This is a genomic window from [Actinomadura] parvosata subsp. kistnae, assembly GCF_900323885.1.
Classification (GTDB): domain Bacteria; phylum Actinomycetota; class Actinomycetes; order Streptosporangiales; family Streptosporangiaceae; genus Nonomuraea; species Nonomuraea composti.
The window spans coordinates 82176-107363 of the sequence record NZ_OOHJ01000022.1; the positions used below are offsets into that span (position 1 = coordinate 82176).

25 protein-coding genes, 2 pseudogenes and 1 riboswitch are annotated in these 25188 nt (G+C 73.4%); of the genes and pseudogenes, 10 read left to right on the forward strand and 17 right to left on the reverse strand.

Annotated elements, in window-relative coordinates:
• Positions 1-322: 322 nt before the first annotated feature.
• The 3 genes from KIS93_RS68455 to KIS93_RS43110 form a co-directional block, all read right to left on the reverse strand.
• Positions 323-1105, reverse strand: a complete 783-nt coding sequence (locus KIS93_RS68455; protein WP_329607753.1) for an SAV_6107 family HEPN domain-containing protein — start codon at positions 1103-1105, stop codon at positions 323-325.
• Between the two features lie 112 nt (positions 1106-1217).
• Entirely contained in the window at positions 1218-1412 is a 195-nt protein-coding gene (locus KIS93_RS43105) for a ferredoxin (RefSeq protein WP_230466410.1), read from the reverse strand.
• 3 nt (positions 1413-1415) lie between these two features.
• The gene (locus tag KIS93_RS43110) at positions 1416-2615 is read right to left on the reverse strand and encodes a cytochrome P450 (RefSeq protein ID WP_080041110.1); all 1200 of its coding nucleotides are present in this window, start codon (positions 2613-2615) and stop codon (positions 1416-1418) included.
• Positions 2616-2711: 96 nt separating this feature from the next.
• On the opposite strand from KIS93_RS43110, the gene KIS93_RS43115 reads away from it, so the two are divergent.
• Both KIS93_RS43115 and KIS93_RS43120 read left to right on the forward strand, forming a co-directional pair.
• Positions 2712-3317 carry a TetR/AcrR family transcriptional regulator gene (locus tag KIS93_RS43115; protein WP_080041111.1) on the forward strand — a complete coding sequence of 202 codons (606 nt, stop codon included), beginning with the start codon at positions 2712-2714 and terminating at the stop codon, positions 3315-3317.
• An 89-nt stretch (positions 3318-3406) separates the two neighbouring features.
• Entirely contained in the window at positions 3407-3949 is a 543-nt protein-coding gene (locus KIS93_RS43120) for a hypothetical protein (protein WP_080041112.1), read from the forward strand.
• 14 nt (positions 3950-3963) lie between these two features.
• On the opposite strand, the gene KIS93_RS43125 is transcribed toward KIS93_RS43120, so the two are convergent.
• Positions 3964-4845, reverse strand: coding sequence for a Rossmann-fold NAD(P)-binding domain-containing protein (locus tag KIS93_RS43125; RefSeq protein ID WP_186404760.1), 882 nt, complete (start codon positions 4843-4845; stop codon positions 3964-3966).
• Between the two features lie 72 nt (positions 4846-4917).
• Here KIS93_RS43125 and KIS93_RS43130 point away from each other — a divergent pair, with 72 nt between their 5' ends.
• Positions 4918-5337 (forward strand): winged helix-turn-helix transcriptional regulator, encoded by a 420-nt coding sequence (locus tag KIS93_RS43130; protein WP_080041113.1) that lies wholly within the window; start codon positions 4918-4920, stop codon positions 5335-5337.
• Positions 5338-5344: 7 nt separating this feature from the next.
• Here the strand turns inward: KIS93_RS43130 and KIS93_RS43135 are convergent, their stop codons facing one another.
• Both KIS93_RS43135 and KIS93_RS43140 read right to left on the reverse strand, forming a co-directional pair.
• Positions 5345-7042, reverse strand: a complete 1698-nt coding sequence (locus KIS93_RS43135; RefSeq protein ID WP_155128150.1) for a hypothetical protein — start codon at positions 7040-7042, stop codon at positions 5345-5347.
• 107 nt (positions 7043-7149) lie between these two features.
• The gene (locus tag KIS93_RS43140) at positions 7150-7968 is read right to left on the reverse strand and encodes a L,D-transpeptidase family protein (RefSeq protein WP_230466412.1); all 819 of its coding nucleotides are present in this window, start codon (positions 7966-7968) and stop codon (positions 7150-7152) included.
• A gap of 92 nt (positions 7969-8060) precedes the next feature.
• On the opposite strand from KIS93_RS43140, the gene KIS93_RS43145 reads away from it, so the two are divergent.
• Entirely contained in the window at positions 8061-8537 is a 477-nt protein-coding gene (locus KIS93_RS43145; RefSeq protein WP_080041116.1) for a YbaK/EbsC family protein, read from the forward strand.
• Position 8538: 1 nt separating this feature from the next.
• Entirely contained in the window at positions 8539-9117 is a 579-nt protein-coding gene (locus tag KIS93_RS43150) for a GNAT family N-acetyltransferase (RefSeq protein ID WP_335673926.1), read from the forward strand.
• 222 nt (positions 9118-9339) lie between these two features.
• Here KIS93_RS43150 and metF read toward each other — a convergent pair whose 3' ends face one another.
• Positions 9340-10260, reverse strand: coding sequence for a methylenetetrahydrofolate reductase [NAD(P)H] (gene metF, locus KIS93_RS43155; RefSeq protein WP_080041117.1), 921 nt, complete (start codon positions 10258-10260; stop codon positions 9340-9342).
• 92 nt (positions 10261-10352) lie between these two features.
• Here metF and KIS93_RS43160 point away from each other — a divergent pair, with 92 nt between their 5' ends.
• Positions 10353-11420: a polyprenyl synthetase family protein gene (locus KIS93_RS43160; protein ID WP_080041118.1), complete on the forward strand. Its 1068-nt coding sequence runs from the start codon at positions 10353-10355 to the stop codon at positions 11418-11420.
• A gap of 639 nt (positions 11421-12059) precedes the next feature.
• Here KIS93_RS43160 and thiE read toward each other — a convergent pair.
• Genes thiE through KIS93_RS43175 form a run of 3 tightly spaced genes read right to left on the reverse strand, consistent with a single transcriptional unit; the run spans position 12060 to position 14250 of the window.
• Positions 12060-12698 (reverse strand): thiamine phosphate synthase, encoded by a 639-nt coding sequence (gene thiE, locus KIS93_RS43165; RefSeq protein ID WP_080041119.1) that lies wholly within the window; start codon positions 12696-12698, stop codon positions 12060-12062.
• A complete protein-coding gene (locus KIS93_RS43170; RefSeq protein ID WP_080041120.1) occupies positions 12676-13050 on the reverse strand; it encodes an Rv2175c family DNA-binding protein in 375 nt (124 codons plus the stop codon). Before KIS93_RS43170 ends, thiE begins: the two co-directional genes overlap by 23 nt.
• A 30-nt stretch (positions 13051-13080) precedes the next feature.
• A complete protein-coding gene (locus tag KIS93_RS43175) occupies positions 13081-14250 on the reverse strand; it encodes an NAD(P)/FAD-dependent oxidoreductase (protein WP_329607755.1) in 1170 nt (389 codons plus the stop codon).
• Between the two features lie 52 nt (positions 14251-14302).
• Positions 14303-14420, forward strand: a riboswitch (TPP riboswitch).
• On the opposite strand from KIS93_RS43175, the gene KIS93_RS43180 reads away from it, so the two are divergent.
• The 4 genes from KIS93_RS43180 (at position 14389) to pknB (ending at position 18696) form a co-directional block, all read left to right on the forward strand.
• A complete protein-coding gene (locus tag KIS93_RS43180) occupies positions 14389-15630 on the forward strand; it encodes an FAD-dependent oxidoreductase (RefSeq protein WP_155128153.1) in 1242 nt (413 codons plus the stop codon). Its footprint overlaps the riboswitch before it by 32 nt.
• Positions 15627-15827 (forward strand): sulfur carrier protein ThiS, encoded by a 201-nt coding sequence (gene thiS / locus KIS93_RS43185; protein ID WP_185106778.1) that lies wholly within the window; start codon positions 15627-15629, stop codon positions 15825-15827. Before KIS93_RS43180 ends, thiS begins: the two co-directional genes overlap by 4 nt.
• Complete coding sequence (locus tag KIS93_RS43190) at positions 15820-16575, forward strand: thiazole synthase (protein ID WP_080041122.1); 756 nt, start codon at positions 15820-15822, stop codon at positions 16573-16575. Before thiS ends, KIS93_RS43190 begins: the two co-directional genes overlap by 8 nt.
• 126 nt (positions 16576-16701) lie before the next feature.
• Complete coding sequence (gene pknB / locus KIS93_RS43195; RefSeq protein WP_080041123.1) at positions 16702-18696, forward strand: Stk1 family PASTA domain-containing Ser/Thr kinase; 1995 nt, start codon at positions 16702-16704, stop codon at positions 18694-18696.
• 4 nt (positions 18697-18700) lie between these two features.
• Here pknB and alc read toward each other — a convergent pair whose 3' ends face one another.
• The 7 genes and pseudogenes from alc to KIS93_RS43230 form a co-directional block, all read right to left on the reverse strand.
• Positions 18701-19645 carry an allantoicase gene (alc, locus tag KIS93_RS43200; protein ID WP_080041124.1) on the reverse strand — a complete coding sequence of 315 codons (945 nt, stop codon included), beginning with the start codon at positions 19643-19645 and terminating at the stop codon, positions 18701-18703.
• Positions 19642-20954 (reverse strand): annotated as a pseudogene (gene allB, locus KIS93_RS43205) (allantoinase AllB). The gene alc and the pseudogene allB overlap by 4 nt, the downstream one beginning before the upstream one ends.
• A pseudogene (locus KIS93_RS69255) lies at positions 20951-22107 on the reverse strand (glycerate kinase). Before KIS93_RS69255 ends, allB begins: the two co-directional pseudogenes overlap by 4 nt.
• Before the next feature lie 120 nt (positions 22108-22227).
• Positions 22228-22440 carry an EF-hand domain-containing protein gene (locus KIS93_RS43215; protein ID WP_080041126.1) on the reverse strand — a complete coding sequence of 71 codons (213 nt, stop codon included), beginning with the start codon at positions 22438-22440 and terminating at the stop codon, positions 22228-22230.
• A 37-nt stretch (positions 22441-22477) separates the two neighbouring features.
• Entirely contained in the window at positions 22478-23860 is a 1383-nt protein-coding gene (locus tag KIS93_RS43220; protein ID WP_186404761.1) for an 8-oxoguanine deaminase, read from the reverse strand.
• A complete protein-coding gene (locus tag KIS93_RS43225; RefSeq protein WP_080041127.1) occupies positions 23857-24327 on the reverse strand; it encodes a (2Fe-2S)-binding protein in 471 nt (156 codons plus the stop codon). Before KIS93_RS43225 ends, KIS93_RS43220 begins: the two co-directional genes overlap by 4 nt.
• Positions 24327-25187 (reverse strand): FAD binding domain-containing protein, encoded by an 861-nt coding sequence (locus KIS93_RS43230; RefSeq protein ID WP_080041128.1) that lies wholly within the window; start codon positions 25185-25187, stop codon positions 24327-24329. Before KIS93_RS43230 ends, KIS93_RS43225 begins: the two co-directional genes overlap by 1 nt.
• Position 25188 lies beyond the last annotated feature (1 nt).

Genomic DNA, 25188 nt, shown 5'->3' on the forward strand with positions numbered 1-25188 from the left:
GAGCCGTCCTGCGGGGCCATGCCTGCGAGGCGCGGGCGTCAGGCGGCATCGCGGCGGCATGCCAGCCGGCCGCACGCCACACCCGCCCGCACCAGCGCGCACACCGAGGCACCGGAGCCGCGTCACGTGGCGCGCTCAAGCGGCGCGACCGCGACGAGCACGGCACAGCCGCCTCACCGCGCGGGGAAGCTCACACCCGCACGATCGCGCCGACGCGGGAGAGGACGACCGCGTCGAGCGGCAAGCGGGCCGTCTCAGTCGCCTCGGCGGCCCTGGGAGGGTGGTGCGGGAGCGCGGGGCCGTGGGGCCCGGGCTCCCCGGGCTATCCCGCCAGCGGCACGTTGACGTCCACCGGCAGCTGGGGCTGGGACGGGACGCCCAGGATGCTTTCGACGGTCGTCACGAACGTCTCCGCCTCGGCGAGGATCTCGTCGGCGTCGGCGGCGCTGACGCGGCGGACCATGCCCGCCTCGGCGGCGGCCCGCTTGGCGGCGGTGGTGGAGAAGTAGCCGGCCCACTCCGCCAGGTCGGGCTCGGCCTCGGGCAGGAGGTCCCAGGCGCTGCGCAGCCGGCGGCGGCGGCCTTCGGTGGGGCGGGGGTGGGCGGCCAGGATCGCCGCTGCGGCTCGGAGTGCCGCCAGGTGGGCGGCCACATATCGGGATGCCGGGGTGCGAGCGGCGCTCGCCTCCGCCAGGCAGGAACGTGAATCGGTCAGGTGTGCCCGAACCGCAGGCGACAGCCGGGGCCCGGGCGTTTCTCTAGGCCGTGGTGCCATCTTGCGCGCCTCCTTTGGAGTCGTGGGCGGCGGCCGGCTTCTGCGCCGATGGAGCCAACAATCGCAGACGCCACCGACATTTCCGCCGGGCAGGCCGGACGAGGAGCTTCCCCTCTCCCCGTCCGGCCAGGACACGCCCACTCGTCTCCGCCGACGACGAGGACGCGCCCTTCGCCCGAGAACCTGGCCGCGGGAATCGCTTGGGGAAGCGAACGGCCCGCGACCAGGCTCTTGTGACGTTGAGCCGCGAGCCTCACCGTCACTAGGTCGAACATAATTTCGATCACGCCCCGTTGTCAACCGATCCACGAACACAGGTTCGATGACCATGAACGAAAGTGCCGGTGAAAGACGGAAAGCCGCCGCCGCGGGTTCGGGTGCGGCGACGGCGAAGCGGTGCTGTCAGGGCGGTGTCAAGGCGCGGCCCCCGCCGGGGGGCGGCTCAGACGACCGAGATGGCCCCGGACGGGCAGAGGGTCACGGCCCGGCGGACGGCCTCTTCCAGCTCCTGTGGCGGCTTGTCCTGAAGGACGACGACCGTGCCTTCGTCCTCGCTCTGGTCGAACACCTTCGGCACCGTCAGCGCGCACATGCCCGCGCCGATGCACACCGTCGTATCTGCCTTGATTTCCATCATGACCTACCAAGTGACAGGGAGGCGGTGCACCCCGTAGATGGTCATGTCGGAGCGCATCGGCACCTCCTCGGGTGTTACCGCCAAGCGTAGGCCAGGCAGGCGCCGCAGCAGTGCCGGGTAGGCGATGCGCATTTCGGCGCGGGCGAGCTGCTGGCCGAGGCACTGGTGGATGCCGTGGCCGAAGGTCAGGTGCCCGCCGGCGGGCCGGGTGACGTCGAGCCGTTCGGCGTCGGGGAAGCGGGAGGCGTCGCGGTTGGCGGCGGGCAGGTGGATGGTGACGGACTCGCCGGCCTTGATGGTGACGCCCTCGATCTCGACGTCCTCCAGCGCGGTCCGGATGGGGCCGAGGTGGATGATCGTGAGGTAGCGCAGCAGCTCCTCGACGCCGTTCTCGACGACGGAGGGGTCGTCACGCATGGCGGCGAGCTGGGCGGGGTTCGTGAGCAGCGCGTACGTGCCGAGGCCGAGCATGTTGGCGGTCGTCTCGTGCCCGGCGATGAGCAGGAGCACCCCGACGCCGGTGAGCTCGTCGTCGGCCAGCTCGCCGCTCTCGAGGAGCCCGCTGAGCAGGTCGTCGGCCGGCTCCTTGCGCTTGCGCTGGATCAGCCCGTGCAGGTACGCCGAGACGCGCCCGAGCGCCGCGACGGCGTCGTCGACCTTGGTCTCCAGGTTGACCAGCAGCTTGCTGTCCGCCTGGAACCGGTCGCGGTCCTCGTACGGCACCCCGAGCAGCTCGCAGATCACCAGCGACGGGATCGGCAGCGCGAACTCCTGCACGAGGTCCACGGGCGGCCCCGCGGCCTCCATGGCGTCGAGGCAGGTCTCGGTGATCTCCTGGATGCGCGGCTCCAGCATCTTCATCCGCCGCACGGTGAACTGGCCGGTGAGCAGTTTGCGGTAGCGCGTGTGCTCGGGGGCGTCCATGCGCAGGAAGAAGCCGGGCGGCACGCGCATCAGCTCGGGCCGCATGGCGGCCTCCATCCTGGCGGAGCGGATGGGCGGGTGCACGTTGTTCTCGGGCCGGTTGCTGAAGTGCGGGCCGGCCAGCACGGCGCGGGCGGCGGCGTAGCCGGTGACGAGCCAGCCCTGGTGGCCGTCGGCGTACGTCATGCGGTGGATCGGCGCCTGTTGTCGCAGCGCGGTGACTTCGTCGGGCGGGTCGAGCGGGCGCTGGCGGGCGGTGGGCAGGGTGAGTTCTGACATGTTCCGCTCCCTTCCGAGCTCTCCCTCCCAGAAAACATCATCGGGTGCAAAGTTTCAATGGGTGAAAACAATAAGGACGTGCAGTATAGTTCCGGCATGGTGGAAGGACTCCGTGAGCGCAAGAAACAGCGCACGCGGCAGGCGCTGATCGAGGCGGCGCTGCGGCTGTTCGAGGAGAAGGGCTTCGAGGAGACCACGCTCGCGGAGATCGCCGAGCAGGCCGACGTGTCGACCCGCACGTTCTTCAGCTACTTCGCCAGTAAGGAGGACGTGGTCTTCTACGACACCACGGCCCGGCTGGAGGCGGCGATCAGCGCCATGGAGAGCAGGCGGCCCGACGAGACGGTGACCGGCGTGCTGCTGCGGATCATCGAGGAGAGCTTCGAGCAGGCGACCTCGTACCAGGACCTCACGCCCGCCGACGCGGCGCTGCGCATGCGGCTGATCCTCACCGAGCCCGCGCTGCAGGCGCGGGCCCTGCTCCTGCTGTTCGACAGCCAGCTCAGGCTCGCCAAGGGGCTGCGCGACGCGTTCCCCGGCCTGACGCTGGCCGACGCGGCGGCGGCCGTCGGCGCGCTCATCGGGGCGATCAAGCTGACCGTGATGGCGACGCTCGACGACGAGCAGACGCTGGAGGACATCCTGGCCACCGCGCACCGCGCCGCCGAGGTCGCGATCTCCGGCCTGCGCACCCTCGGGTAGGGAATGCCCTCCCCCGTACGCTCTCGCGTGGAAAGCGCCCGGCACTTTTTGAGAAGCTGTCCCGCGGAACCTCGGGGGAAGGAGAGCGGATGGCGACCTCCCAGGGGCGCGGCGGCCGCGTGGGCCTCGTGCTGCTGGCTCTGGGGCCGGCCCTGGTGGCGGCCTACGCGGGCGCCGGTTACGTGGCCATCAAGGCGGCCGTGCGGGCGCAGGTCACCGGCCCTGAATGGGCCGGTCGCAAGGCCGGCGCGGCCGGGTTCACCTCGCTGGGCGTCGACACCTGGCGGCTGACCTGGTGGACCGCCCTGGTGGTGGGGCTCGTGGCGGTCCTCTACCTGCTCTTCGGGGTGCTGCTGCGCCGCGGGAGCAGGGGTCGCACGCTGATCCTCGTGGTGTCGGGGCTGCTGATCGTGCCGTACGCGCTGGGGTTCGGGGTCGCGCTGTTCAACCCGCCCGCCATGCTGGCGAACCTCTACGACAATCCCGACTTCCTCGCCGGCCTGCCCGCGTGGCAGCCGTTCACCGCCTGGCTGCTGCTGGCCGCCGGGCTGGCGCAGGCCGTGGGGATGGTGCTGGCCACCACGCGGATCGGGCGCGCCCCCGCTCAGCCTCGGGTCGGCAGCCCGAGCTGACGCCCGCCCCCAGGTCAGTGGCTCGCGCCGACACCCGCCCGTACGACTGCCGCGATCAGGTCGCGGGCCGGACGGGGCGCGTCCACGAACGCGGGCAGATCGCTTTTACGGGCCTCCAGCAGGCCGGCGCCGATGTTGGCGAAGGTCGACATCGTGTGACCCGCCTGGTACGCCTCCATCCCGGCCAGCCCCGCCCGCGCGGCCCCCAGCGGCACCGGAAGGTAGCTGACGGGCCGCCCCAGCACCTCCGACAGCACCTCGGCCAGATCGTGCCCGCCGACCGCGCTCAGGCCCTCCAGCTCGTACGTCCGGCCCGCGTGCCGCCGCTCGCCCCCCGACACGACGTCCTGCCACGCCTCGGCCGCCACGCGCACGGCCACGGCCGCCAGGTCGTCCCGCGCCGCCACCGACACCCGTCCCGCGCCGAGCGGCGCCGCGAACACCCCGCTCTCCGCCGCCGCCGCGGCACCCATGAGCGCCAGCCCGGCCGGGATCTCGGCGTACAGCCCGTTGCGCAGCACCGTGACGTCGAACGGCGCCTCCGCCAGCCGCGCCTCGGTCCACCGGTGGGCCAGCGCGATCGTCAGCCGCTCCCCCGAGGCCGCCAGGCTGGTGTAGATCACGTGCTCCACGCCCGCGTCGGCCGCGGCCCGGACGACCGCGCCGTGGCGGGCGAGCACGACGTCGTCCTCGGCGTACCCGGCCGACACGAACACCAGCACCCGCGCCCCCTCGAACGCCTCCTTCAGCGTCTCGGGGCGGTCGAAGTCGGCGTGCCGCACCGCCGTACCGTCGCCCGACCTGCTGGCCCCCACCACCTCCAGCCCGCCGGCGGCCCGCAGCCCGCCGAGGATCGCCCCGCCCAGTGCCCCGGACACGCCCGTAACGACAATCATGAGTCCCCCTAGTGTGAGTGCGAGGAACCCAGGATGGGCGAGGCCGCGCGCCCGCCGTAAGGAGGCACTTTCATGTCAGTCGCGCACACCGAGGTAACCCCTCAGGTCGAGGGGCAGGTCACGGGGCCCTGCGGGGACGACGACTGCGGCATCAGGGACGTGCTCGACCGCATCGGCGACAAGTGGACGGTGCTGGTGCTGGTGGAGCTGTCCAAGGGGGTGCGGCGCTTCAGGGAGCTGCACCGGGCGGTGCCCGGCATCTCGCAGCGCATGCTGACGTTGACGACCCGGCGGCTGTGCCGGGACGGGCTCGTCGAGCGGACGGCGTACCCGACGATCCCGCCGCAGGTCGAATACCGGCTCACGCCCATGGGCCGCAGCCTCGCCGAGGCCGTGCGGCGGCTGGCCGACTGGTCGCGCGAGCACAAGGACGCCATGGACGACGCCCGCGCCCGCTGGGACGCCGGCCACGGCCTTGACAGCGAGGACTGAGTGAGGGCTAGCAGCGGGACCAGGTCGCCCAGCCGTGGCGGGCGCCGGTGACGGTCCAGCCCTCGGGCGGCGGCCCGGCGTCCTCTTGGACGACGGCGGTGCAGATTCCTTCGGGAGGCGTCGTGCCGTGGAAGCGCTCGATCCCGGTCCACCACACCCGGTACGACAGCGGGACCCACACGTTCCACCGCACCCCGGCCTCCACCGCCACCCGCCCGGGCGGCGCGGGCGCGGGCAGCCAGTCGGGGCCGGCGGCGGGCGGGCTGGGCGCCAGGTGCGCGATGAACGCGAGGTGGATCAGCGCCAGCACGCCCACGACCGCCGTCGCGGGCCGGCCTGCCGGAGTCGCCGTCGCCGGCCGTGCGAGCAGGGCCGCGGCCGTCAGGCAGGCCAGCAGGGCCAGGGCCGAAAGGGAGGCGGTGACCAGGTCGAGCGCGTCGAACGTCCGGGTGAGGAAGATCACTTCGGGGAAGTCGAAGGCGATGAACGCGTGCCGGTGCAGCCGGTCCCCCGCGTACCAGGCCGTCACGCCGCCGGTCACGGCGAGCAGCCCGGCGGCGGCGAGCGCGCACCGCGCCACCGCGAGCCGCCGGGCGCGCAGGAGGGTGAGCAGGCCCGCGAGGGTCCAGGCCACGGCGACGCACGACAGGTAGCGGCCGTAGGCGAAGTTGCCGACCCGGTGCTCGTCTGGCAAGGCGGCCGAGGAGGCGTACGCGATGCCCAGGGTCGCCGCCAGCAGCGCTCCCGCGAGGACGCGCGGCGCGAGCGGGGCCGAACGGCGGGCGAGCAGGGCCGCCGCGCCCGCGAGCCCGACGCCGGCCAGGCCCCACGTGCCGGTGACGAGGTACCAGAGCTGGCCGGCCGCGCCGGACAGAGCCCACGCCTGGCCGTCCACGCTGGTGAGGCGCTCGACCAGCAGCGCCGACAGGTCCCGGGGGCCGCCGGGGTAGAGCGCGGCCCGCAGCGCCGCGTTGAGCGCGTCCCCCGCCACCGCGCCCGCGACGGCGCTCGCCAGCGTCGCGATCAGGGCGGCGCGCGGCAGCCTGCGCCAGAGCGCGACGGCCACGAGCAGGCACACCGCCACGATCACGGTGCCGCGCAGGTGCGTCGCCATCGCGTACGCCCCCAGCCCGCCCGCCACGACCCCGGCCACCACCCGCCGCCGCTCAGCCCCGCCCGCGACCAGGTCGTGCAGGGCGGTCAACCAGGCGAGCACGACCACGGGCAGGATCGCGTCGGCCAGCGCGAACCCCGAGAACACCAGCAGCGCGGGCGACAGACCCGCCACGAACGCGGCGACCAGGGCCGCCCGCCGGTCCAGCCGCAGCCGCCGCAGCAGCACGTACGCCGCCGGGTACGCGCTCGCCGCCGCCATCGCCCCTGCCCCGACGGCCAGCCGGTACGCCAGTGCCGGGTCCGAGGTGAGCCAGAAGATGGGGACGAGCAGCAGCGCGTACCCGGCCTGGTAGAAGGTGGAGCCGGACAGGTCGGCCCCGGCGCCGCCGGCCAGCCATCGGGCGGCCAGGAGGTAGCCGGTCTCGTCCGGGTTCGCCACGGGCATGGTGTGGTAGCGGTTCAGCCACAGCCGCAGCGCGACCTGCGCGAGCCAGCCGGCGGCGAGCAGCCACCACACCCGCGCCCCGGCCGCGCCGCTCCGTCCGCGGACGGGCGGAGCGGGCGTGTCCACCATGAAAGCCGTCGTCATGAGATCCCCCCAATGTCCGGGGGAAGCTCACCAGAGGGCGGATAACCGGCCTGTCACCGTTTCCGGTTATGCGGAGGTTATGCGGGGACGGGCAGGCTCGTACGGGTTCAGGCGCGCTTGTACGCCCCCCTGACGTGCACCGGGACGCCCTTGCCGAGCAGGCCGGGCAGCTCCCCGGCCACGTTCATGGGCATGCGCACGCACCCGTGGGAGGCCGGGTAGAGCGGCACCGACAGCGCGCCGTGGAAGGCGATGCCGCCGTTGAAGAAGATCGGGTTGTACAGCTCGCCCAGGTACGACTTGTGCCAGCCGCTCACCCGCCACGTGGTGCGGTAGTTGCCCGTGGGCGTGCGGGCCGAGCCGCAGAAGCGCTGCTCCTTGCCCTGCCAGGTGGTGGTCTCGCAGTAGGGGATGCCGCTGCCGGAGGAGATGTGGGTGATGAGCTTCACCTGGCCGCGCACGTACAGGACCATGATCTGCTTGGTGAGGTTGACCTCGGCGCGGGTCGCCTTGCCGCCGGGGACCAGGACCTTGGGGGCGCGCGGCGCTTCCAGCGCCTCCCAGGTGCGCTTGGCGATCGTGCTGGTCGGCTTGATGCCGTTGACCTTCTGGAACGCCCACACGGCGGCCAGCGTGGTGCCGCCGTACTGGCCGTCGGCCTTGCCGGGGCGGTAGCCGAGCTCGGTCAGCCGCTTCTGCATCCAGGTGACGGCCTTGCCCTTGGCGCCCAGCCTGAGCGTCTTGCGCGGCGCGGTGACGGCGGCTTCAGGCGCGGCGGCCGGGCCTTGTTGGGCGGCCGCGGGAGAGGGGACGGGTGGGAGGGGTGTTTGTGCCGGACGTTCCATGTGCTGCGTGCCGCAGCCCGAGACGACGACCACACCGGCCGTCAGAAGAGCAGCCACCCCGGGCAGCCGTCGAACCCGCACCCGTACCACCTCTCCTAAAGATCGGATCAGGGGACCATACACCACTCCCCCGGAATGGGTAATAGAGGCGTCAACCTGTTTAGAGTGTCTCCATGCCTGAGAAGTTGCCCGCGAACGCCGTCCTCGTCGAGTCCGCCCTGCGCGCACTGGGGGCCGCCGGTGAGATCGTGGTCCTGCCGGAGAAGGCGCCCACGGCCGCGACCGCGGCGGCGCAGCTCGGCTGCGAGGTGGGCGCGATCGCCAACAGCCTCATCTTCGACGCCGACGGCGCGCCGCTGCTCGTGCTGACCAGCGGCGCGCACCGCGTCGACGTCGAGCTGATCGCCCGCACGGCGGGTGTGCGGAAGGTACGCCGGGCGACGCCGGAGTTCGTCCGGCAGGCCACCGGGCAGCCCATCGGCGGGGTGGCCCCGGTCGGGCATCCGGCGCCCGTGCGCACCCTGGTCGACAACTGGCTGGGCAAGCACGAGGTGGTGTGGGCCGCGGGCGGGCATCCGCACACGGTGTTCCCGACGACGTTCGACGAGCTCGTGCGCATCACCGGGGGCACGCCTGTGGACGTCGAGTAGTGTGCGACGGGTGATCGAGTTTCGCGGGGCCGGTCCGGCCGAGTTCGCCGAGCGGCTGGATACGGTGATCGACATTTACACGGCGGCCATGAATCCGCCGGAGGATCAGATCACCGGCCGCAAGACCATCATGCGAAATCACGCGACATATCCCCATTTTCAGTGCTATTTCGCGGAATTGCGTGAATCATCCCCAGATGCGCCCGCCCCGGAACCTCTGACCGTCGGCTTCGCGTACGGATTTCGCGGCGCACCCGGGCAATGGTGGCACGACGTCGTCCTCCGGGGCCTGGAGGACCGGATGGGCACGGAGGCCGCCAACGCCTGGATGGGGCACGCGTTCGAGCTGGCCGAGATCCACGTCCACCCCGACTACCAGGGCAAGGGCATCGGGCGCGCCATGATCCGGACCCTCTGCGCCGGCCGCCGCGAACGCTCCGCCGTGCTGTCCACCCACGACCAGCCCACCGCCGCCCGCCACCTGTACGCCAGCATGGGCTTCACCGACCTGCTGACCAGGTTCGTCTTCCCCGGCGGCTCCGAGGAGTACGCCATCGCGGGCAGGCCGCTGCCTTTGTAAAGCCATGACCTGCGGGTTTGCCGTCGCATGACGCAGGGCATGCTCGATGACAGCACGTGACCGGCCCTTTACCCGCCGGCCGACGGCCCTTGCCCGTCACCCGCCCGGTCCCCCTGCGGACGGGTGGCGGGCGCTCACGCTTCATGGGCGCTCACCTCTTACGGGCGCTCACCCCTCTCGGGCGCTCACCCCTCGCGGGCGCTCACCTTTGGTGAGCGTCGCTCATGTGGCGGCCGGCACCCGCTCCAGCCGCTGGAACACCTCGCGCGACGCGCTCGACCGGTTGAACGTGATGAAGTGGATCCCCGGCGCACCCTCGTCGAGCAGCCGCTGGCACAGCTCGGCGCCGTGCTCGATGCCGAGCTGCCGCACCGCCGCCGGATCGTCCTTGACCGCCTCGAACCGCGCCGCCACGTCGGGCGGGAACGGCGCCCCCGAAAGCTGCTCGGAGCGGGCGATCGTGCTCATCTGCGTGACCGGCATGATGCACGGGATGATCGGCGTGTCACACCCCTTGGCCGCCACCCGGTCACGCAGCCGCAGGTAGTCGTCGGCCTGGAAGAACATCTGGGTGATCGCGTAGTCGGCCCCGGCCCGGCACTTGCGTACGAAGTATTCGACGTCGGACTCGACGGACGGCGAGCGCGGATGCTTGTAAGGGAAGGCGGCCACGCCGACACAGAAGTCGCCCGCCTGCCGGATCAGCCGCACCAGCTCCTCGGCGTACAGGACGCCCTCCGGGTGCTGGACCCACTCGCCCATCGGGTCGCCCGGCGGGTCGCCGCGCACGGCCAGGATGTTGCGCACCCCGGCGTCGGCGAAGCGGCCCACGAGGTGACGCAGCTCGCGGACCGAGTGGTTGACGGCGGTGAAGTGCGCCACAGGAGTGAGAGTGGTGTCGTGGGCGATGCGCTCCACGATGTCGACGGTACGGTCACGGGTGGAGCCGCCGGCGCCGTACGTGACCGACACGAAGGTCGGACGCAACGACTCCAGCTCCCTGATCGCCCGCCAGAGCTGCCGCGCGCCCTCGTCGGTCTTCGGGGGGAAGAACTCGAACGAGAACGACCGGCCACCGGAGGCGAGCATCTCGCGGACGGTGGGAACACGATCGGGCCGGATGGAGGATCGACCAAGCGCCATGAGCCAAGGTTACCGTCACATGTGCGAACCAGCGGGTGAGAGCAGCCACCTGGAGATCCTGACCTGTCCCCGCGGCCACTAGTCTCAGGGGCATGACCACTCACGCCGCCGGCATGGAGACCCTGCGCGCGCAGGTGGAGCGCGCCCTCGCGGAGTTCGTCGAGCGGAAACTGCCCTCGGGCGGCGACCCCGAGTTCGCGCCGCTGCGCACGGCCGCCGACGAGCTGCTGTCCGGCGGCAAGCGGCTGCGCCCGGCGTTCTGCTACTGGGGCTGGCGCGGCGCCGGCGGCACCGACGAGCCCGGCGTCTTCACCGCCGCCGCCTCCCTGGAGCTGCTCCAGGCCAGCGCGCTCGTGCACGACGACGTGATGGATAAGAGCGACCTGCGCCGGGGCATGCCGTCCGCGCACCGCCGCTTCCAGGCCATGCACGAGAAGTCCGGCTGGCACGGCTCGGCCGAGCAGTTCGGCGAAGGCGCCGCCATCCTGCTCGGCAACCTGCTCCTCATCTGGTCCGGCGAGATGTGGCGCACCAGCGGCCTGCCCCGCGAAGCCCTCGACGCCGCCCAGCCCGTCCACGACCACATGCGCAGCGAGCTCATGTGCGGCCAGTACCTCGACCTGCTGGAGCAGGCCCACGGCGAGAACACCTTCGAGTCCGCGCTGCGGGTGGCGCTGTTCAAGAGCGGCAAGTACTCGGTGGAGCAGCCGCTCAGGCTCGGCCTCGCCCTCGCCGCCCGCGAGCTCACGCCCTGGATGGACGAGCTGTGCACCGGCTACGGGCGGCGCGTCGGGATCGCCTTCCAGCTCCGCGACGACATCCTCGGCGTCTTCGGCGACCCCGCCCAGACCGGCAAACCCGCCGGCGACGACCTGCGGGAAGGCAAGCGCACCATGCTCGTCGCCCGCACCCTCGCCGCCGCCTCCCCCGCCGACGCCGACACCGTCCGCCTCCTCCTGGGGGATCCGGGCCTGGACGAGGCCGGCGTCGCCACGCTCCGGCGGATCATCGAGGGCACGGGGGCCTTGCAGGAGTGCGAGGACCTGATCGGCGACTACCTGAGCCAGGCCCTCTCGGCCCTGGAGTCGTCCCCGGTCACCCCCGAGGCCCGCAAGGCACTCACCGAGCTCGCCATCGCCGCCACCTCCCGCAAAACCTGACCACCCTTCACCGGCGGTGACGGGCCGGAGTGGCGGGCACACGTGCGGCGCAGCACAGGCCCACGCAGGCGACCACCGTGATGCGAGCGATCCGCAGGGCGAGAGTGACGGGCGGGAGTGGCGGGCGCACGTGGCGGCGCAGCACAGGCCCACGCAGGCTACCGCCGCGATGCGGGCGCCGCGCAGGGCGACGGCGACGGGCGGGGTGGCGCGGTGCCCCGAGCGAAGCGCGCCGGAGCACGTAGCCGCCACGGCAACCGCCGCGCCACGTGCCGCGTGAGGCGCGCCGCCTGCCGCGTCAGGCGCACCGCGTGCCGCGTCAGGCGCACCGCGTGCCGCGTGCCGCGTGCCGTGTGAGGCGTGCCGCGTGCGGCGTGAGGCGCGCTGCGTGCGGCGCCGCTGCGTGAGGCGAGGACCGGGCCGGCGACCGTGCGCAGCGCGAGGGTCACGGACGGGATCGCGCAGCGCCACACCCCGCAGCGCGGAGCGGCGCGGCGGACGGCAGCGCGATGACGCACACCCGCCCGCCGAGGGGGGCGCGCGTGTGAGGGCGGCGCCGGGATACGAGCGGCGCCTTCTGACGCGTTCAGGGCGCGGCGGGTCGGTGGGCGCCCGCGGTGCGGGCGGGCGCCCGAGTGGTCAGGCGGTGGCCAGGCGCTTGGCGAACTCCGCGGCCGCCGCCCCCGGGTCGTCGGCCTCGGTGATCGCGCGGACGACCACCACGCGCCGCACCCCCAGCGACAGGACCTCGTCGAGGTTGGCGAGGTCGATGCCGCCGATGCCGAACCACGGCCGCGGGGTGTCCAGCGACGCCGCGTGCCGGAGCAGCGGCGGGCCGGGGGCCGGGCGGCCGGGCTTGGTCGGGGTGGGCCAGATGGGGCCGCAGCAGAAGTAGTCGACGCCCTCCTCCACGGCCGCGGCGGATGCCTCGGCGGTGGAGTGGGTGGACCGTCCGATGACGATGTCGTCGCCGAGTATCTCTCGCGCGACCGTCACAGGAAGGTCGTCCTGCCCCAGGTGGAGCACGTCGGGCCGGGCGGCGTAGGCGATGTCCGCCCGGTCGTTGACGGCCAGCAGCTTGCCGTGCCGGTCGCAGGCGTCGCGGAAGACTTCGAGGAGGGCGAGTTCTTCGCGGGCCTCCAGGCCCTTCTCCCGCAGCTGGATGATGTCCACGCCGCCGGCCAGCACCGAGTCGAGGAACTCTGCCAGATCGCCGCGGTCGCGGCGGCCGTCTGTGCAGAGATAGAGGCGGGCCTCAGAAAGCGAGGGCTTGGGCACGCCGCTTGACCTCAGTGTGACGGCCGGCCTTGATCGCCTCGATGGGCGACCCCGGCAGGGACTCGTCTGGGGTGAAGAGCCAGCGCAGCGCCTCGACGTCGTCGTAGCCGGCGTCCTGCAACACGGTGAGCGTGCCTGGCAGGCCCTTCATCACGTCCTTTCCGTCGAGGAACACCGCGGGCACCTGCGGCCCGCCGCTGCCCCGGCGTACGCCGAGGAGCTTGTGGTCCCGGAGGAGTTGCTTGGCCCGCCCGATCGGGAGATCGAGGCGCGAGGCCACTTCGGGGAGGGTGAGCCACTCGTCTACGAGCTGGTCGGTCTCCCGGTCGATCTGTGCAACAGAAAGCGTCACGAAACCACAACTACCACATGGCGTGCTTGCTCAAACAACACAATCCCGTAGGGGTACTTGTGGATCTACCAGGCGTTCCGCGTCGAGACGGGACCCGGCGTCGATGATACGGCGTCCTTGGACGAGATCGCGCGGCCGGTCCACGGCGAGGACGGCGGCGAGGGTGTCGTCGGCGGTGAGCCAGACGGCCGACCATTTGTCCTCGGGTTCGCCGCGATAGATGAGCCGGTCGCCCGCGGGGTGGTGGCCGGCGTACTGGAGCATGTGCCCGAACTGCTCGGACCAGAAGTACGGCACCGGGTCGTACACCGCCTCCTCGCCCAGCAGCGTGGCGGCGGCGACCTCGGGGGCGTTGAGGGCGGTGTCCCAGTGCTCGACCCGCAGGCGGGTGCGCCAGCGGCGCGACCACCAGGCGGCGCAGTCGCCGACGGCGACGACGCCGGGCAGCGAGGCGCGCAGGTGCTCGTCGGTGACGACGCCGTTGTGCAGGTCGATGTCGGCGTCGGCGAGCCATTCGACGGCGGGGCGGACGCCGATGCCGGTGACGACGACGTGCGCGTCGACGAACTCGCCGCCGACCAGCCGTACGCCGCCCTCGTCGACGGAGTCGACCATGACGCCGAGCCGCAGGTCGATGCCGTCGTACCAGGGCAGGGTGCGCCCGCCGATCTCGGTGCCGACGGCGGTCGACAGCGGCGTGGCGGCGCTCTCGATGACCGTGACCTCGCAGTCGGCGCGGCGGGCGGCGGTGGCGACCTCGGCGCCGATCCAGCCGGCGCCGATGATCGCGACGCGGGCGCCGGGGACGAGCACGGCGCGCAGCTCGTGGGCGTCGTCGATGGTGCGCAGGACGTGCTGCGGGCCGTCGCCGGGCAGCCGGATCGGGTCGGCGCCGGTGGAGATCACGAGGCCGTCGTAGGGGACCTCGCCCTCGGTGGTCTCCACGACGCCGGGACGCAGCGACTTGGCGGCGACGCCCGCCCAGAACTCGACGCCGAGCGCGTCGAGGTCGGTGTCGACGTAGCTGGTGTCGGCGTCGCCCTTCAGCACCGCCTTGGACAGCGGCGGACGGTCATAGGGCCGATGGCGCTCCTCGCCGATCAGCGTGATCCGGCCGGTGAAGCCGCGCCCGCGCAGGGCCTCCACCGTACGCACTCCGGCCAGGCCGGCTCCCACCACCACGACATGGTTCACGCTCATGACCATAACGGGGGGCGTGCCCGGGCGTCGCACCGAGGCCGTAGGCTGTTCGGGTAAGACGCGCGGGAGTCCGGCCGTTCACCGGGCTGAGAGGAAGGCTTTCACGGGCCTTCGACCGCAAGACACCTGATCCGGATCATGCCGGCGAAGGGAGCGCAGGTGGATGTGATCGTGGGTGGCGGGGTCGTCGGGCTCTCGGTGGCCTGGCGGATGGCGCGCGAGGGGCGGCCCGTCACCGTGGTGGATCCGGCTCCCGGCAAGGGGGCCTCGTACGCGGCGGCGGGGATGCTCGCGCCGGTCAGCGAGGTGACCTACACCGAGGGGCCGTTGCTGCGGCTGGGGGTGGCCTCGCTGCGGCGCTGGCCGGCCTTCGCCGCCGAGCTGGCCGCCGACGCGGGCTTCACCGGCGAGGGCGACGCGACGGGCCTGGTCACGGGGCCGGGTGCCGGGACGGGTTCGGGTGCCGGGGCGGCGCCGGCCGAGGTGCGGGCGCTGGACCTGCGGGCCGACGGAACCCTCGATGTCGCGTTCGGGGCCGACGACATGGCCGCGCTGGGCGAGCTGGCCGCGTACATGGAGAAGCTGGACCTGCCGGTCGAGCGGCTCACGGGCCGTGAGTGCCGCCGCCTGGAGCCCATGCTGGCCCCGTCCGTGCGCGGCGGCCTGCTCGCGCCGGGCGACGCGTGGGTGGACCCGCGGCGCGTGACGGCGGCCCTGCTGGCCGCGCTGGAGCGGCTGGACGTCCCCGTGGTGCGGGCGCGCGCGACCGGGCTCCTGTACGAGGGCGGCAGGGTCGCGGGGGTACGCCTCGCCCCGCCGTCCTCGGAGCCCGAGCACGAGCATGAGCACGGCCGGGGAGAGGTGCCCGGCGAGGTGCGGGGTGAGCGGGTCGTGGTGGCGGCCGGGGCGTGGAGCTCGGAGCTGGCCGAGGTGCCGGTGCGGCCGGTCAAGGGGCAGATCATGCGGTTGCGCTCGCCGCAGCCGCTGCTGCGCCGGTGTGTACGCGGCACCGTGCACGGCTCGTCCGTCTACCTGGTCCCCCGGGGCGACGGCGAGCTCGTGGTCGGGGCCACGCAGGAGGAGATGGGCTTCGACACGAAGGTGACGGCGGGCGGGCTCTACGAGCTGCTGCGCGACGCCAGGGAGCTGGTGCCGGGCGTCACCGAGCTGGAGGTCGCCGACGTGGTGGCGGGGCTGCGTCCGGGCACTCCGGACAACCTTCCGCTGATCGGCCCGAGCGGGACGCCGGGGCTGGCGTTCGCGACGGGGCATCACCGGGGCGGCGTCCTGCTGGCCCCGCTCACGACCGCGATCCTGCTGGGCGAGGAGAGCGAGCTGGCGGCGCTGTGCGCACCAGGGAGATTTCGGGAAATTTCATGATTGTTGTGATCAACGGCTCTACCCACGAGGTGGCCGACGGCATGACCGTGGCCCAGGCCGTACACACGCTGACCTCGGCCACCACCGGAGTGGCCGTGGCCGTGAACGACGAGGTGGTCACGCGCGGCGCCTGGGAGACGACGGCGCTGCGCGACCGTGACCGCGTGGAGGTGCTGACGGCGGTGCAAGGTGGATGATCTGATCATCGCCGGGGAGAAGTTCTCCTCCCGGCTCATCATGGGCACCGGCGGCGCGCCCTCGCTGGAGGTGCTCGACCAGGCGCTGGTGGCGTCGGGCACCGAGCTGACCACGGTGGCGATGCGCCGGCTCGACCCCGGCGCCCGCGGCTCCGTCCTCGACGTGCTGCGCGAGCGCGACATCAAGGTCCTGCCGAATACGGCGGGCTGCTTCACCGCGGGCGAGGCCGTGCTGACGGCCCGGCTGGCCAGGGAGGCGCTGGGCACCGACTGGGTCAAGCTGGAGGTCATCGCCGACGAGCGGACGCTGCTGCCCGACCCGATCGAGACGTTCGACGCGGCCGAGCGGCTGGTGGCCGACGGGTTCGTGGTGCTGCCGTACATCGGCGACGACCCGGCGCTGGCGCGGCGGCTGGAGCAGGCCGGCTGCGCCGCCGTGATGCCCCTGGGGGCGCCGATCGGCTCGGGGCTCGGCATCCGCAACCCGCACAACATCGAGCTCATCGTGGAGGCCGCCTCGGTGCCGGTCATCCTCGACGCGGGCATCGGCACGGCCAGCGACGCCGCGCTGGCGATGGAGCTGGGCTGCGACGCCGTCCTGCTGGCCACGGCGGTCACCCGGGCGCAGCGGCCCGACCTCATGGCGGCGGCCATGAAGGCGGCCGTGACGGCCGGGCGGCTGGCCCGTCAGGCGGGCCGCATCCCGCGCCGCCGCTACGCCGAGGCGTCGTCCCCGATGACCCCTTGACGGCGGCGCGCCTTCAGGGCCGATGCCGCTGCGCGACCGGGCGGGGACGTTCCGTGGAGAACGTCTCCGCATCGGTTTCGGGCGCCAGGGCCATGCCGGTGGCAAAACGCCCGTAAACTCGGCGGGGTGGATACGACGACTGCGGACCCCCTGGTCGGGCGGCTCCTCGATGGGCGCTACCGCATCGAGAGCCGGATCGCCCGGGGCGGTATGGCGACCGTCTACCTGGCGCTCGACATCCGGCTCGACCGGACGGTGGCGCTGAAGGTCATGCACCGCTCGCTCGCCGAGGACCCTGCGTTCGTCAGAAGGTTCATCGGCGAGGCCAAGTCGGTTGCCAGCCTCTCGCACCCCAACGTGGTGCACGTCTTCGACCAGGGCACCGACAACGACGTCGTCTACCTGTCGATGGAGTACGTCCCGGGCCGGACCCTGCGCGACATCCTGCGGGAGCGCGGCAGGCTGCCCGCCCGCGAGGCGCTCGAGATCATGATCCCGGTGCTCGCCGCGCTCGGCGCCGCCCACCAGGCCGGGATGGTCCACCGCGACGTCAAGCCCGAGAACGTCCTGATGACCGACGACGGCCGGGTCAAGGTCGTCGACTTCGGCCTGGCCAAGGCGATCGAGGCGACGAACCAGACCCGTACCGGCGTGATGATCGGCACGGTCGGCTACATGGCGCCGGAGCAGGTCATCACCGGCGCCGCCGACGTGCGCAGCGACGTCTACGCCGCGGGCATCATGCTGTTCGAGCTGGTGACGGGGCAGCAGCCGTACGACGGGGAGACCCCGATGTCGGTGGCCTACCGGCACGTCCACGACACGGTGCCGGCGCCGTCGTCGGTGGCGCCGGAGGTGCCGCCGCTGGTCGACACGCTGGTGGCGAGCGCGACCGCGCGCGAGCCCGAGCACCGGCCCGCCGACGCGACGGCGATGCTGGTGGCCGCGGTCGACGCGCACCGCATGCTGCCGCGCACGACGATCCCGCCGGGCACCGGCCCGGTGATGTCGCACTCGCAGCCGCTCGCCGCGCCCCACGCGACGATGGCGCTGCCGCAGGGCGCCTATCCCGGCCCCGGCCCCGGCCCCGGACCCGGCATGGCCGCGCCGCCGCACGGCGCGCACTCCGGCGCGGCGTCGATGCCGCAGCCGGCGCCCGCGCACACGCTGGTCCAGCCCCGGGCGGAGGCTCCGGAGCGGCGGCGCGGGTTCCGCCCCAACTGGTTCCTGGTGGCGCTGGCCGTCGTGATGGTCGCGGCGGTCGGGCTGACGGGGTGGTACTTCGCCCAGCCCGAGTACGTCAAGGTGCCCGACCTGATCGGCCAGAACCTCGCCGTGGCGGAGAAGAACCTCGCGGGCGCCGGGCTGCTGGTGCGCAAGGCCGACGGCCAGTACGACGAGAAGGTGGCCGAGGGCCTGGTCCTGAGCACCGACCCGGCGGCGAACGTCGAGCTGGAGAAGGGCTCCACGATCACCGTGGTGCTCTCGCTCGGCCCCAAGCGCATCGTGGTGCCCAACGTCGAGGGCAAGACCGCCAACGAGGCCCGCGCCGAGATCGCCAAGGCGGGGCTGAACGTCGGCGGCGTCAAGCGGCTGGCCAACCCCGACGTCGAGCGCGACAAGGTGATCCGCACCTCGCCGCAGGCGGGCGAGAAGCTCAAGGAGGGCACCAAGGTCGTCATATACGTCAGCGCCGGGCTCACCATGCCCGACGTGGGCGGGATGCCGAAGGACCAGGCGGCCGAGTTCCTGACCCGTCAGGGCTTCGGGGTGCAGGTCAACGAGGTCGACGACGACGCCGAGCCGTGCACGGTCATCGCGCAGGCGCCCAAGGCCAAGGCCGAGGTCGACAAGGGCGCGCAGGTCATGGTGACGGTGTCGCGCTGCCAGAGCGACATCTGGGACTTCTTCCGCAGGCACGGCGAGGCGCGCGACGACGAGCAGTTCGCCCTGGTGCCCGGGGTGATCGGCAAGAACGTCAACGACGCGAAGGCCGAGCTGGAGGCCCTGGGGTTCCAGGTGCGGGTGCAGCGGCTGGGCGGCGGCGGCGTGGTGCAGTACCAGCGGCCGCTGCCCAACAGCGAGCGGCCCGCGGGCAGCCTCGTCTACCTCTGGCAGTAGGAGTTCAGGCCAGGTGTCCGTGGAGGCGGACCCTGGCCAGGCCGCCGTCCGGGTGGATGTCCACGCGGACGTGCGTGACCGGCTCCTCGCGCCCGAGCCGGAAGCGGTGCGGCGTGTCGGGCTGCAGGCGGGTCCTGGGCAGGAGCTCGATCTCGCGGTCCCCGTCGAGGCCCGTCAGCGTGACCGCGGCGGGCGCGTTGAACAGCAGGTTCGTGGTGTCGATCTCGGCGAGCCGGACGACGCCGCGCCCGGCGAGCCGGATGACGAGCCAGTCGTTGCCGCCGTCGCGCCGCCGCGCGGTCTCCCAGCCCTCCGCCTGGTGCCGGGCCAGGCCGGGCGCGAGCACGTTGTTGGGCGCGGAGTAGAACTCGTCGGAGCAGGCGGTGACGAGCCCGCCGTTGGCGAGCGCGGCCAGGTCGAGCCCGAGGCCGTCGTGGACGCTGAGGTCGGGACGGGCCTCGCCGTGCACGCGGAGCCGGGCGACGCCTCCGTCGGGGTGGATGTTCAGCCGTACGTGGGTGTAGCGGCCCTCGTCGTGGACGTCGAAGGCGTGCTCGGCGTCGCCGGTGAGCTTCGACAGCGGCACGACCTCCGTCCAGGCCGCCGCCAGCACCTCCGCAGGCGACGGGTGCCCCTCGACGCAGGCGGCCTCCACGGAGGCGTGGGTGGGGTAGTTGCCCTTGAACCAGGCCGTGTCGATCACGACCCCGCGGATCACGCCGGGGATGCCGAGCCGCACCAGCGCCCAGTCGTGCCCCGGCGCGCGCCGGCGCCGGGTCTCCCAGCCGTCGTAGACCTGCCCCTTGCTGCCGAACGTCTGGGGCCGGAAGCCGGGCCTGCCGGGCCTGATGAGGCTCTCCTTCTCGGCGAACGACTCGTCGCTGGCGGCCAGGACCGAGCCGCCGAGCGTGCGCAGGGCCAGGTCGGGCAGCCGGGTGAAAGGACTCATGCGCGGGCCTCCAGGATCGGTCGTCCGTGCGGCCGGCCGTCCACCGGACGGCCGCGCAGCCAGGTGGTCAGGACGGCCCCCTTGAGCGTGCGGCCGTGGTAGGGGGTGACGGGGTTCCTGTGGTGGAGGCGGGCGGCGTCCACGAGGGTGTCGGCGGCGGGGTCGAACGCCACGAGGTCGGCGTCGTTCCCGGCCATGATGCCGCCCTTGCCGGCGATGCCCGCCAGGGCGGCGGGGGCGGCCGACATCCAGCGGACCACGTCCGCCAGCCCGTGCCCGCGGCGGGCGGCCTCCGTCCAGACCGCCGTCAGCCCGAGCTGGAGCGAGGAGATGCCGCCCCAGGCGGCGGCGAAGTCGGGCACCTTGAGGTCGGCCGTGGAGGGCGAGTGGTCGGAGACGACGCAGCTCAGCACGCCGCGCCGCAGCCCGTCCCACAGCAGGTCGCGGTTGGACTCCGAGCGGATCGGCGGGCAGCATTTGTACGCGGTGCCGCCCTCGGGCACCTGCTCGGCCGCCAGCGTCAGGTAGTGGGGGCACGTCTCGGCGGAGACCGGCACGCCGCGCGCCTGCGCCGCCTCCAGCACGTCGAGGCATTCGGCGCTGGAGACGTGCAGGACGTGCACCCGGCAGCCGGTCTCCTCCGCCAGCCGCACGAGCCGGGCGACGGCGCTGCGCTCGGAGGCGCCGGGCCGCGAGGCCAGGAACGCGGCGTAGCCGGGCCCTCGGGCTCGGCCAGCAGCTCCGGGTCCTCCGCGTGCACGATCACCAGCCCGCCGAACCCGGCGACCTCCTCCAGCGCGAGCCGCAGCTCACCGTCGGCCAGCGGCGGGAACTCCTCCACCCCGGACGGCGACATGAAGCACTTGAACCCGCGCACCCCGCGCCCGTGCAGCGGCGCCAGGTCCTTGACGTTGCCGGGGACGGCCCCGCCCCAGAACGCGACGTCCACGTGACACTGCCCCTCCGCGGCCCGCAGCTTGGCGTCGAGCGCGTCGCAGGAGACGGCGGGCGGCAGGGAGTTGAGCGGCATGTCCACGATCGTGGTGACGCCGCCGGCCGCCGCCGCCCTGGTGGCGGAGTCGAAGCCCTCCCAGTGCGTACGGCCGGGCTCGTTGACGTGGACGTGCGTGTCGACCAGGCCCGGCAGGAGCGCCAGGTCGCGCAGGTCCACGTCCTCGGCCGCGGGCAAGGGGGCGGCGTAGTCGTACAGGGCGGCGATCCTCTCGCCGCGCACGGCGACGGCGGCGGCGCGCTCCCCCTCGGGCGTGACGGTCCTGCGCGACCTGACGACGAGATCGAACGGGGTCATCCATCGCCCTCCAGCCGGCGGTCGGCGGCGATCCGGGCCGCGAGGCGTTCGAGCAGCGGCCCGGCCTCCGCCATGCAGCGGGCCGGGTCGGGCTCCAGGTCGGTCAGGGCGTAGGCGGCCTCGATGCCGGCGGCCTTCAGCTCGGCGTCGGCGAGCGTGCGGCGCCCGCAGACGGCCACCACCGGCACGCCGGCCCTGGCCGCGGCCTGGGCGACGCCGACGGGGGCCTTGCCGCGCAGCGACTGCTCATCCAGCGACCCCTCGCCGGTGATCACCAGGCGCGCCCCCTTGACCAGCTCGCCGAACCCGAGCAGGTCGAGCAGGTAGTCGATGCCGGGCCTGATCTCGGCGTGCAGGAACGCCAGCGCCGCGAACCCGACCCCGCCGGCCGCGCCCGCGCCCGGCGCCCCCGCGACCCCCATGGCGCGCACGACGTCGTCGTGCTCGACCGCGCCCATCAGCCCGTGCGTGGCGGTGGCGACGGCGGCCAGCCGGGCCAGCGCCGCCTCCAGCGTCCGGACGTCGTCGGGCGTCGCGCCCTTCTGCGGGCCGTAGACGGCGGCGGCGCCGTGCGGGCCGAGCAGCGGGTTGTCCACGTCGCTGGCGACCACGAACTCGACGCCGGAGACCTCGATGAAGCCCGACATGTCGATGCGGGCCAGCTCCTTGAGCGCCGCGCCGCCCCTCGGCAGGTCGCGCCCCTCGACGTCCAGCAGGCGGGCGCCGAGCGCCTGGGCCATGCCCGCGCCGCCGTCGGTGCAGGCGCTGCCCCCAGCCCGAGCACCACCCGCTTGGCGCCGCGGCACACGGCGTCGGCGATCAGCTCGCCCGTGCCGTAACTGGTCGCGGTCAGCGGCTCGCGCCCGCCGGGCAGCCGCCGCAGGCCCGACGCCTCCGACAGCTCGACCACGGCCGTGCCGGCGGGCTGCCAGGCGTACGAGGCGGCGACCCGCTCGCCGGTCGGCCCGGTGACGTCGATCGTGACCCGCTCGAAGCCGCAGGCCACGGCGGCGTCCACGGTGCCGTCACCGCCGTCGGCGACCGGGAGCTCGACCGTGGGCACGCCGAGCCCGGCCGACACCCGGGAGCAGACCTCGGCAGCCGTCAGCGACCCCTTGAACTTGTCGGGGGCGACCAGAACATGCTGAACCACTACGAACTCCCACCTGATGATGAACAATGTCCAGACACGCCTTCCTGCCCGGTGCGAGCGGGCAGGAAGGCGTGACTCATCATCACATCCCGCCCCGGGCGAGGGCGGACCGCTGGGGGCTTACGAGACCGTGCGGACGAACTCCTCGAAGGAGTAGCGGCCGTCCTGGTCGGAGTCGGCCTCCTGGCTCATCGCGCCGAGCGCCTCCGGAGGCAGATCGGGGAAGTGCCGCTTCAGCTCGGCCTCGCTGATGTAGCCGTCGCCGTCGGTGTCGATCGAGGTGAACGCGATCTTGAGCTCGGCCAGCCGCTCGTCTGGAAGTTCCGCCGACACGGGACCACCTTTCCTTCTCGTTCCGGACATTGTCACCCTAGTGGTCGCGGTGGATCTCCTTGGGGGCGGTGATGCCGCGTCGCTCGGCCAGCTCCGTCAGGCGCCGGTGCGCCCGTGCACCGGCGCGGCCCGCCTCGTCCTGGGGGACGGTGCGCAGCTCGCCGTCGGCCACCACCGTGCGGCCGCCGACCAGCACCCTGGCCAGGGGCGGCGTGGGGCCGAAGACGAGGGCGCAGACGGGGTCGGCGACGGCGGCGGTGTAGGGGCCGTCCACGCGCCACAAGGCGAGGTCGGCGAGCTTGCCGGGCTCCAGTGAGCCGAGTTCGTGCTGGCGGCCGAGGTTGCGGGCGCCGCCGAGAGTGGCCAGCTCCAGGGCCTGGCGGGCGGTGAGCGCGTCGGGGCCGTACCTGGCGCGCTGGAACAGCAGGGCCTGCCGCATCTCGCCGGCCAGCGGCGTCAGCTCGGAGGAGGCGCTGCCGTCCACGCCGAGGCCGACGTGCGCGCCGCGCCGCAGCATCTCCGAGACGCGGGCGATGCCGGCGCCGAGCCGCCCGTTGGAGGAGGGGCAGTGCGCGGTGCCGGTGCCGGTGGCGGCCAGCGTGCCGATGTCGTCGTCGCTGAGGTGCACGGCGTGGGCGAACCACACGTCGGGGCCGAGCCAGCCCAGCTTGGCCATGTAGTCGACGGGCCGCAGGCCGAACTGCTCGCGGCAGTGCTCCTCCTCGTCGAGGGTCTCGGCGAGGTGCGTGTGCAGCCGCACGCCCTTGTCCCTGGCCAGGGCGGCCGACTCGGTCATCAGCTCGGCGCTGGCCGAGAACGGCGAGCAGGGCGCGACCGCCACGCGCAGCATCGAGGAGAAGGACGGGTCGTGGTAGGCGTCCACGGCCTCGGCGGTGGCGCTCAGGATGTCGTCCAGCTTCTCGACGACGGCGTCCGGCGGCAGGCCGCCCTGGGACTCGCCGCGGTCCATGGAGCCGCGGGCCGGGTGGAAGCGCAGCCCGATCCGGCGGGCGGCGGCGATCTCGGCGGCCAGCAGGTCGCCCCTGCCCTGGGGGAAGACGTAGTGGTGGTCGCTGGTGGTGGTGCAGCCCGACAGGGCCAGCCAGCCCAGCCCGGCGGTGGCGGCGCCCTCGACGACCTCGGCGTCCATGGCGGCCCACACCGGGTAGAGCGCCACCAGCCACTCGAACAGCGTGGCGTCCTGGGCCAGGCCCTGGGAGGCCCACTGGTAGAGGTGGTGGTGGGTGTTGACGAGGCCGGGGGTGGCCAGGCAGCCGGTGCCGTCGATCCTGGGGACGCCGGGGGCGTCGGGTGCGGGGCCGGGCGCCACTTCGGCGATCCGGTCCCCCTCGATCCTGATATATCCGGATTCGAGTTCGGGGCCGGCGACGGGGGCCACGTACACGTTCTCAATGATCATCGTGCCTCCTTGCGGCCGGCGGCCAGGCGGACCGCGTCGAGGATCTTCTCGTAGCCGGTGCACCGGCACAGGTTGCCCGCCAGCGCCTCCCTGATCTCCGCGTCGGACGGCCGGGGACACCGTTCGAGCAGGTCGTGCGCCTGGACGATGAGGCCGGGCGTGCAGAAGCCGCACTGCACGGCCCCGCACTCCACGAACGCCTCCTGCACCGGGTCGAGCCGGTCGCCGTCGGCCAGCCCCTCGACGGTACGCACCACCCGGCCCTCGGCCTGCCCGGCGGCGACCAGGCAGGCGCAGACCGGCACGCCGTCGAGGTAGACGGTGCAGGAGCCGCACTCGCCCTGCTCGCAGGCGTTCTTGGAGCCGGGCAGGCCGAGGCGCTCGCGCAGCACGTACAGCAGGCTCTCGCCCTCCCAGACGCCGTCGGCGCTCTCCTCGCGGCCGTTGACGGTCAGCGTCACCCGCATCAGGCGGCCCTCTCCTTCAGGTGGTCGTTCCAGGCCCAGGTGAGCGTGCGGCGGGCCATCACGGAGATGGCGTGCACGCGGTAGGCGGCGGTGCCGCGCACGTCGTCGATGGGGGCGGCGGCCCGCGCGCACAGCTCGCCGAAGCGCCGCAGCAGCGCCGGGTCGAGCGGCGCCTCCCAGTCGAGCTCCGCCGCCAGCAGCTCCTCCGCCTCCAGGGCGCGGCGCGGGGTGGGCGCGGCCGAGCCGATGCCGGTGCCGACCCGCCGCTCGCGCGGGTGCAGCGCGATCGCGAACGAGCACACCGCGATCACCATGGCGTTGCGCGTGCCGACCTTGGAGAAGTACTGGGGCCCGGTGGCGGGCGGCACGTGCACGGCCCTGATCAGCTCGTCCGGCTCCAGCGCGCTGCGCTTGACCCCGAGATAGAACTCGGCGGCCGGGATCATCCGCACGCCCCGCTCGCGCGACTCCACCTCGACCACCGCCCCGGCCGCCAGCAGCGGCGGATGGCTGTCGCCCGCGGGCGAGGCGGCGCCGAGGTTGCCGCCGACGGTGCCGCGGTTGCGGATCTGCGGCGAGCCGACCGTGCGGGCCGCCTGCGCCAGCCCCGGCAGCGGGCCGGCCAGCTCGCCGATGACCGCCGCGTACGGCACCCCGGCCCCCACCCGGCACAGCCCGCCGGTCATCGACCACTCGCGCAGCTCGGCCACCCGCGTGAGGTCGAGCAGCGCGGGCGGCCTGCGCACGTCGAAGTTGATCTCCACCATCACGTCGGTGCCGCCCTGGATGGGCACCGAGCCGGGCCGGTCCGCCTTGGCGGCCAGCGCCTCCTCCCACGTCGTGGGGCGCAGAAAGTCCATC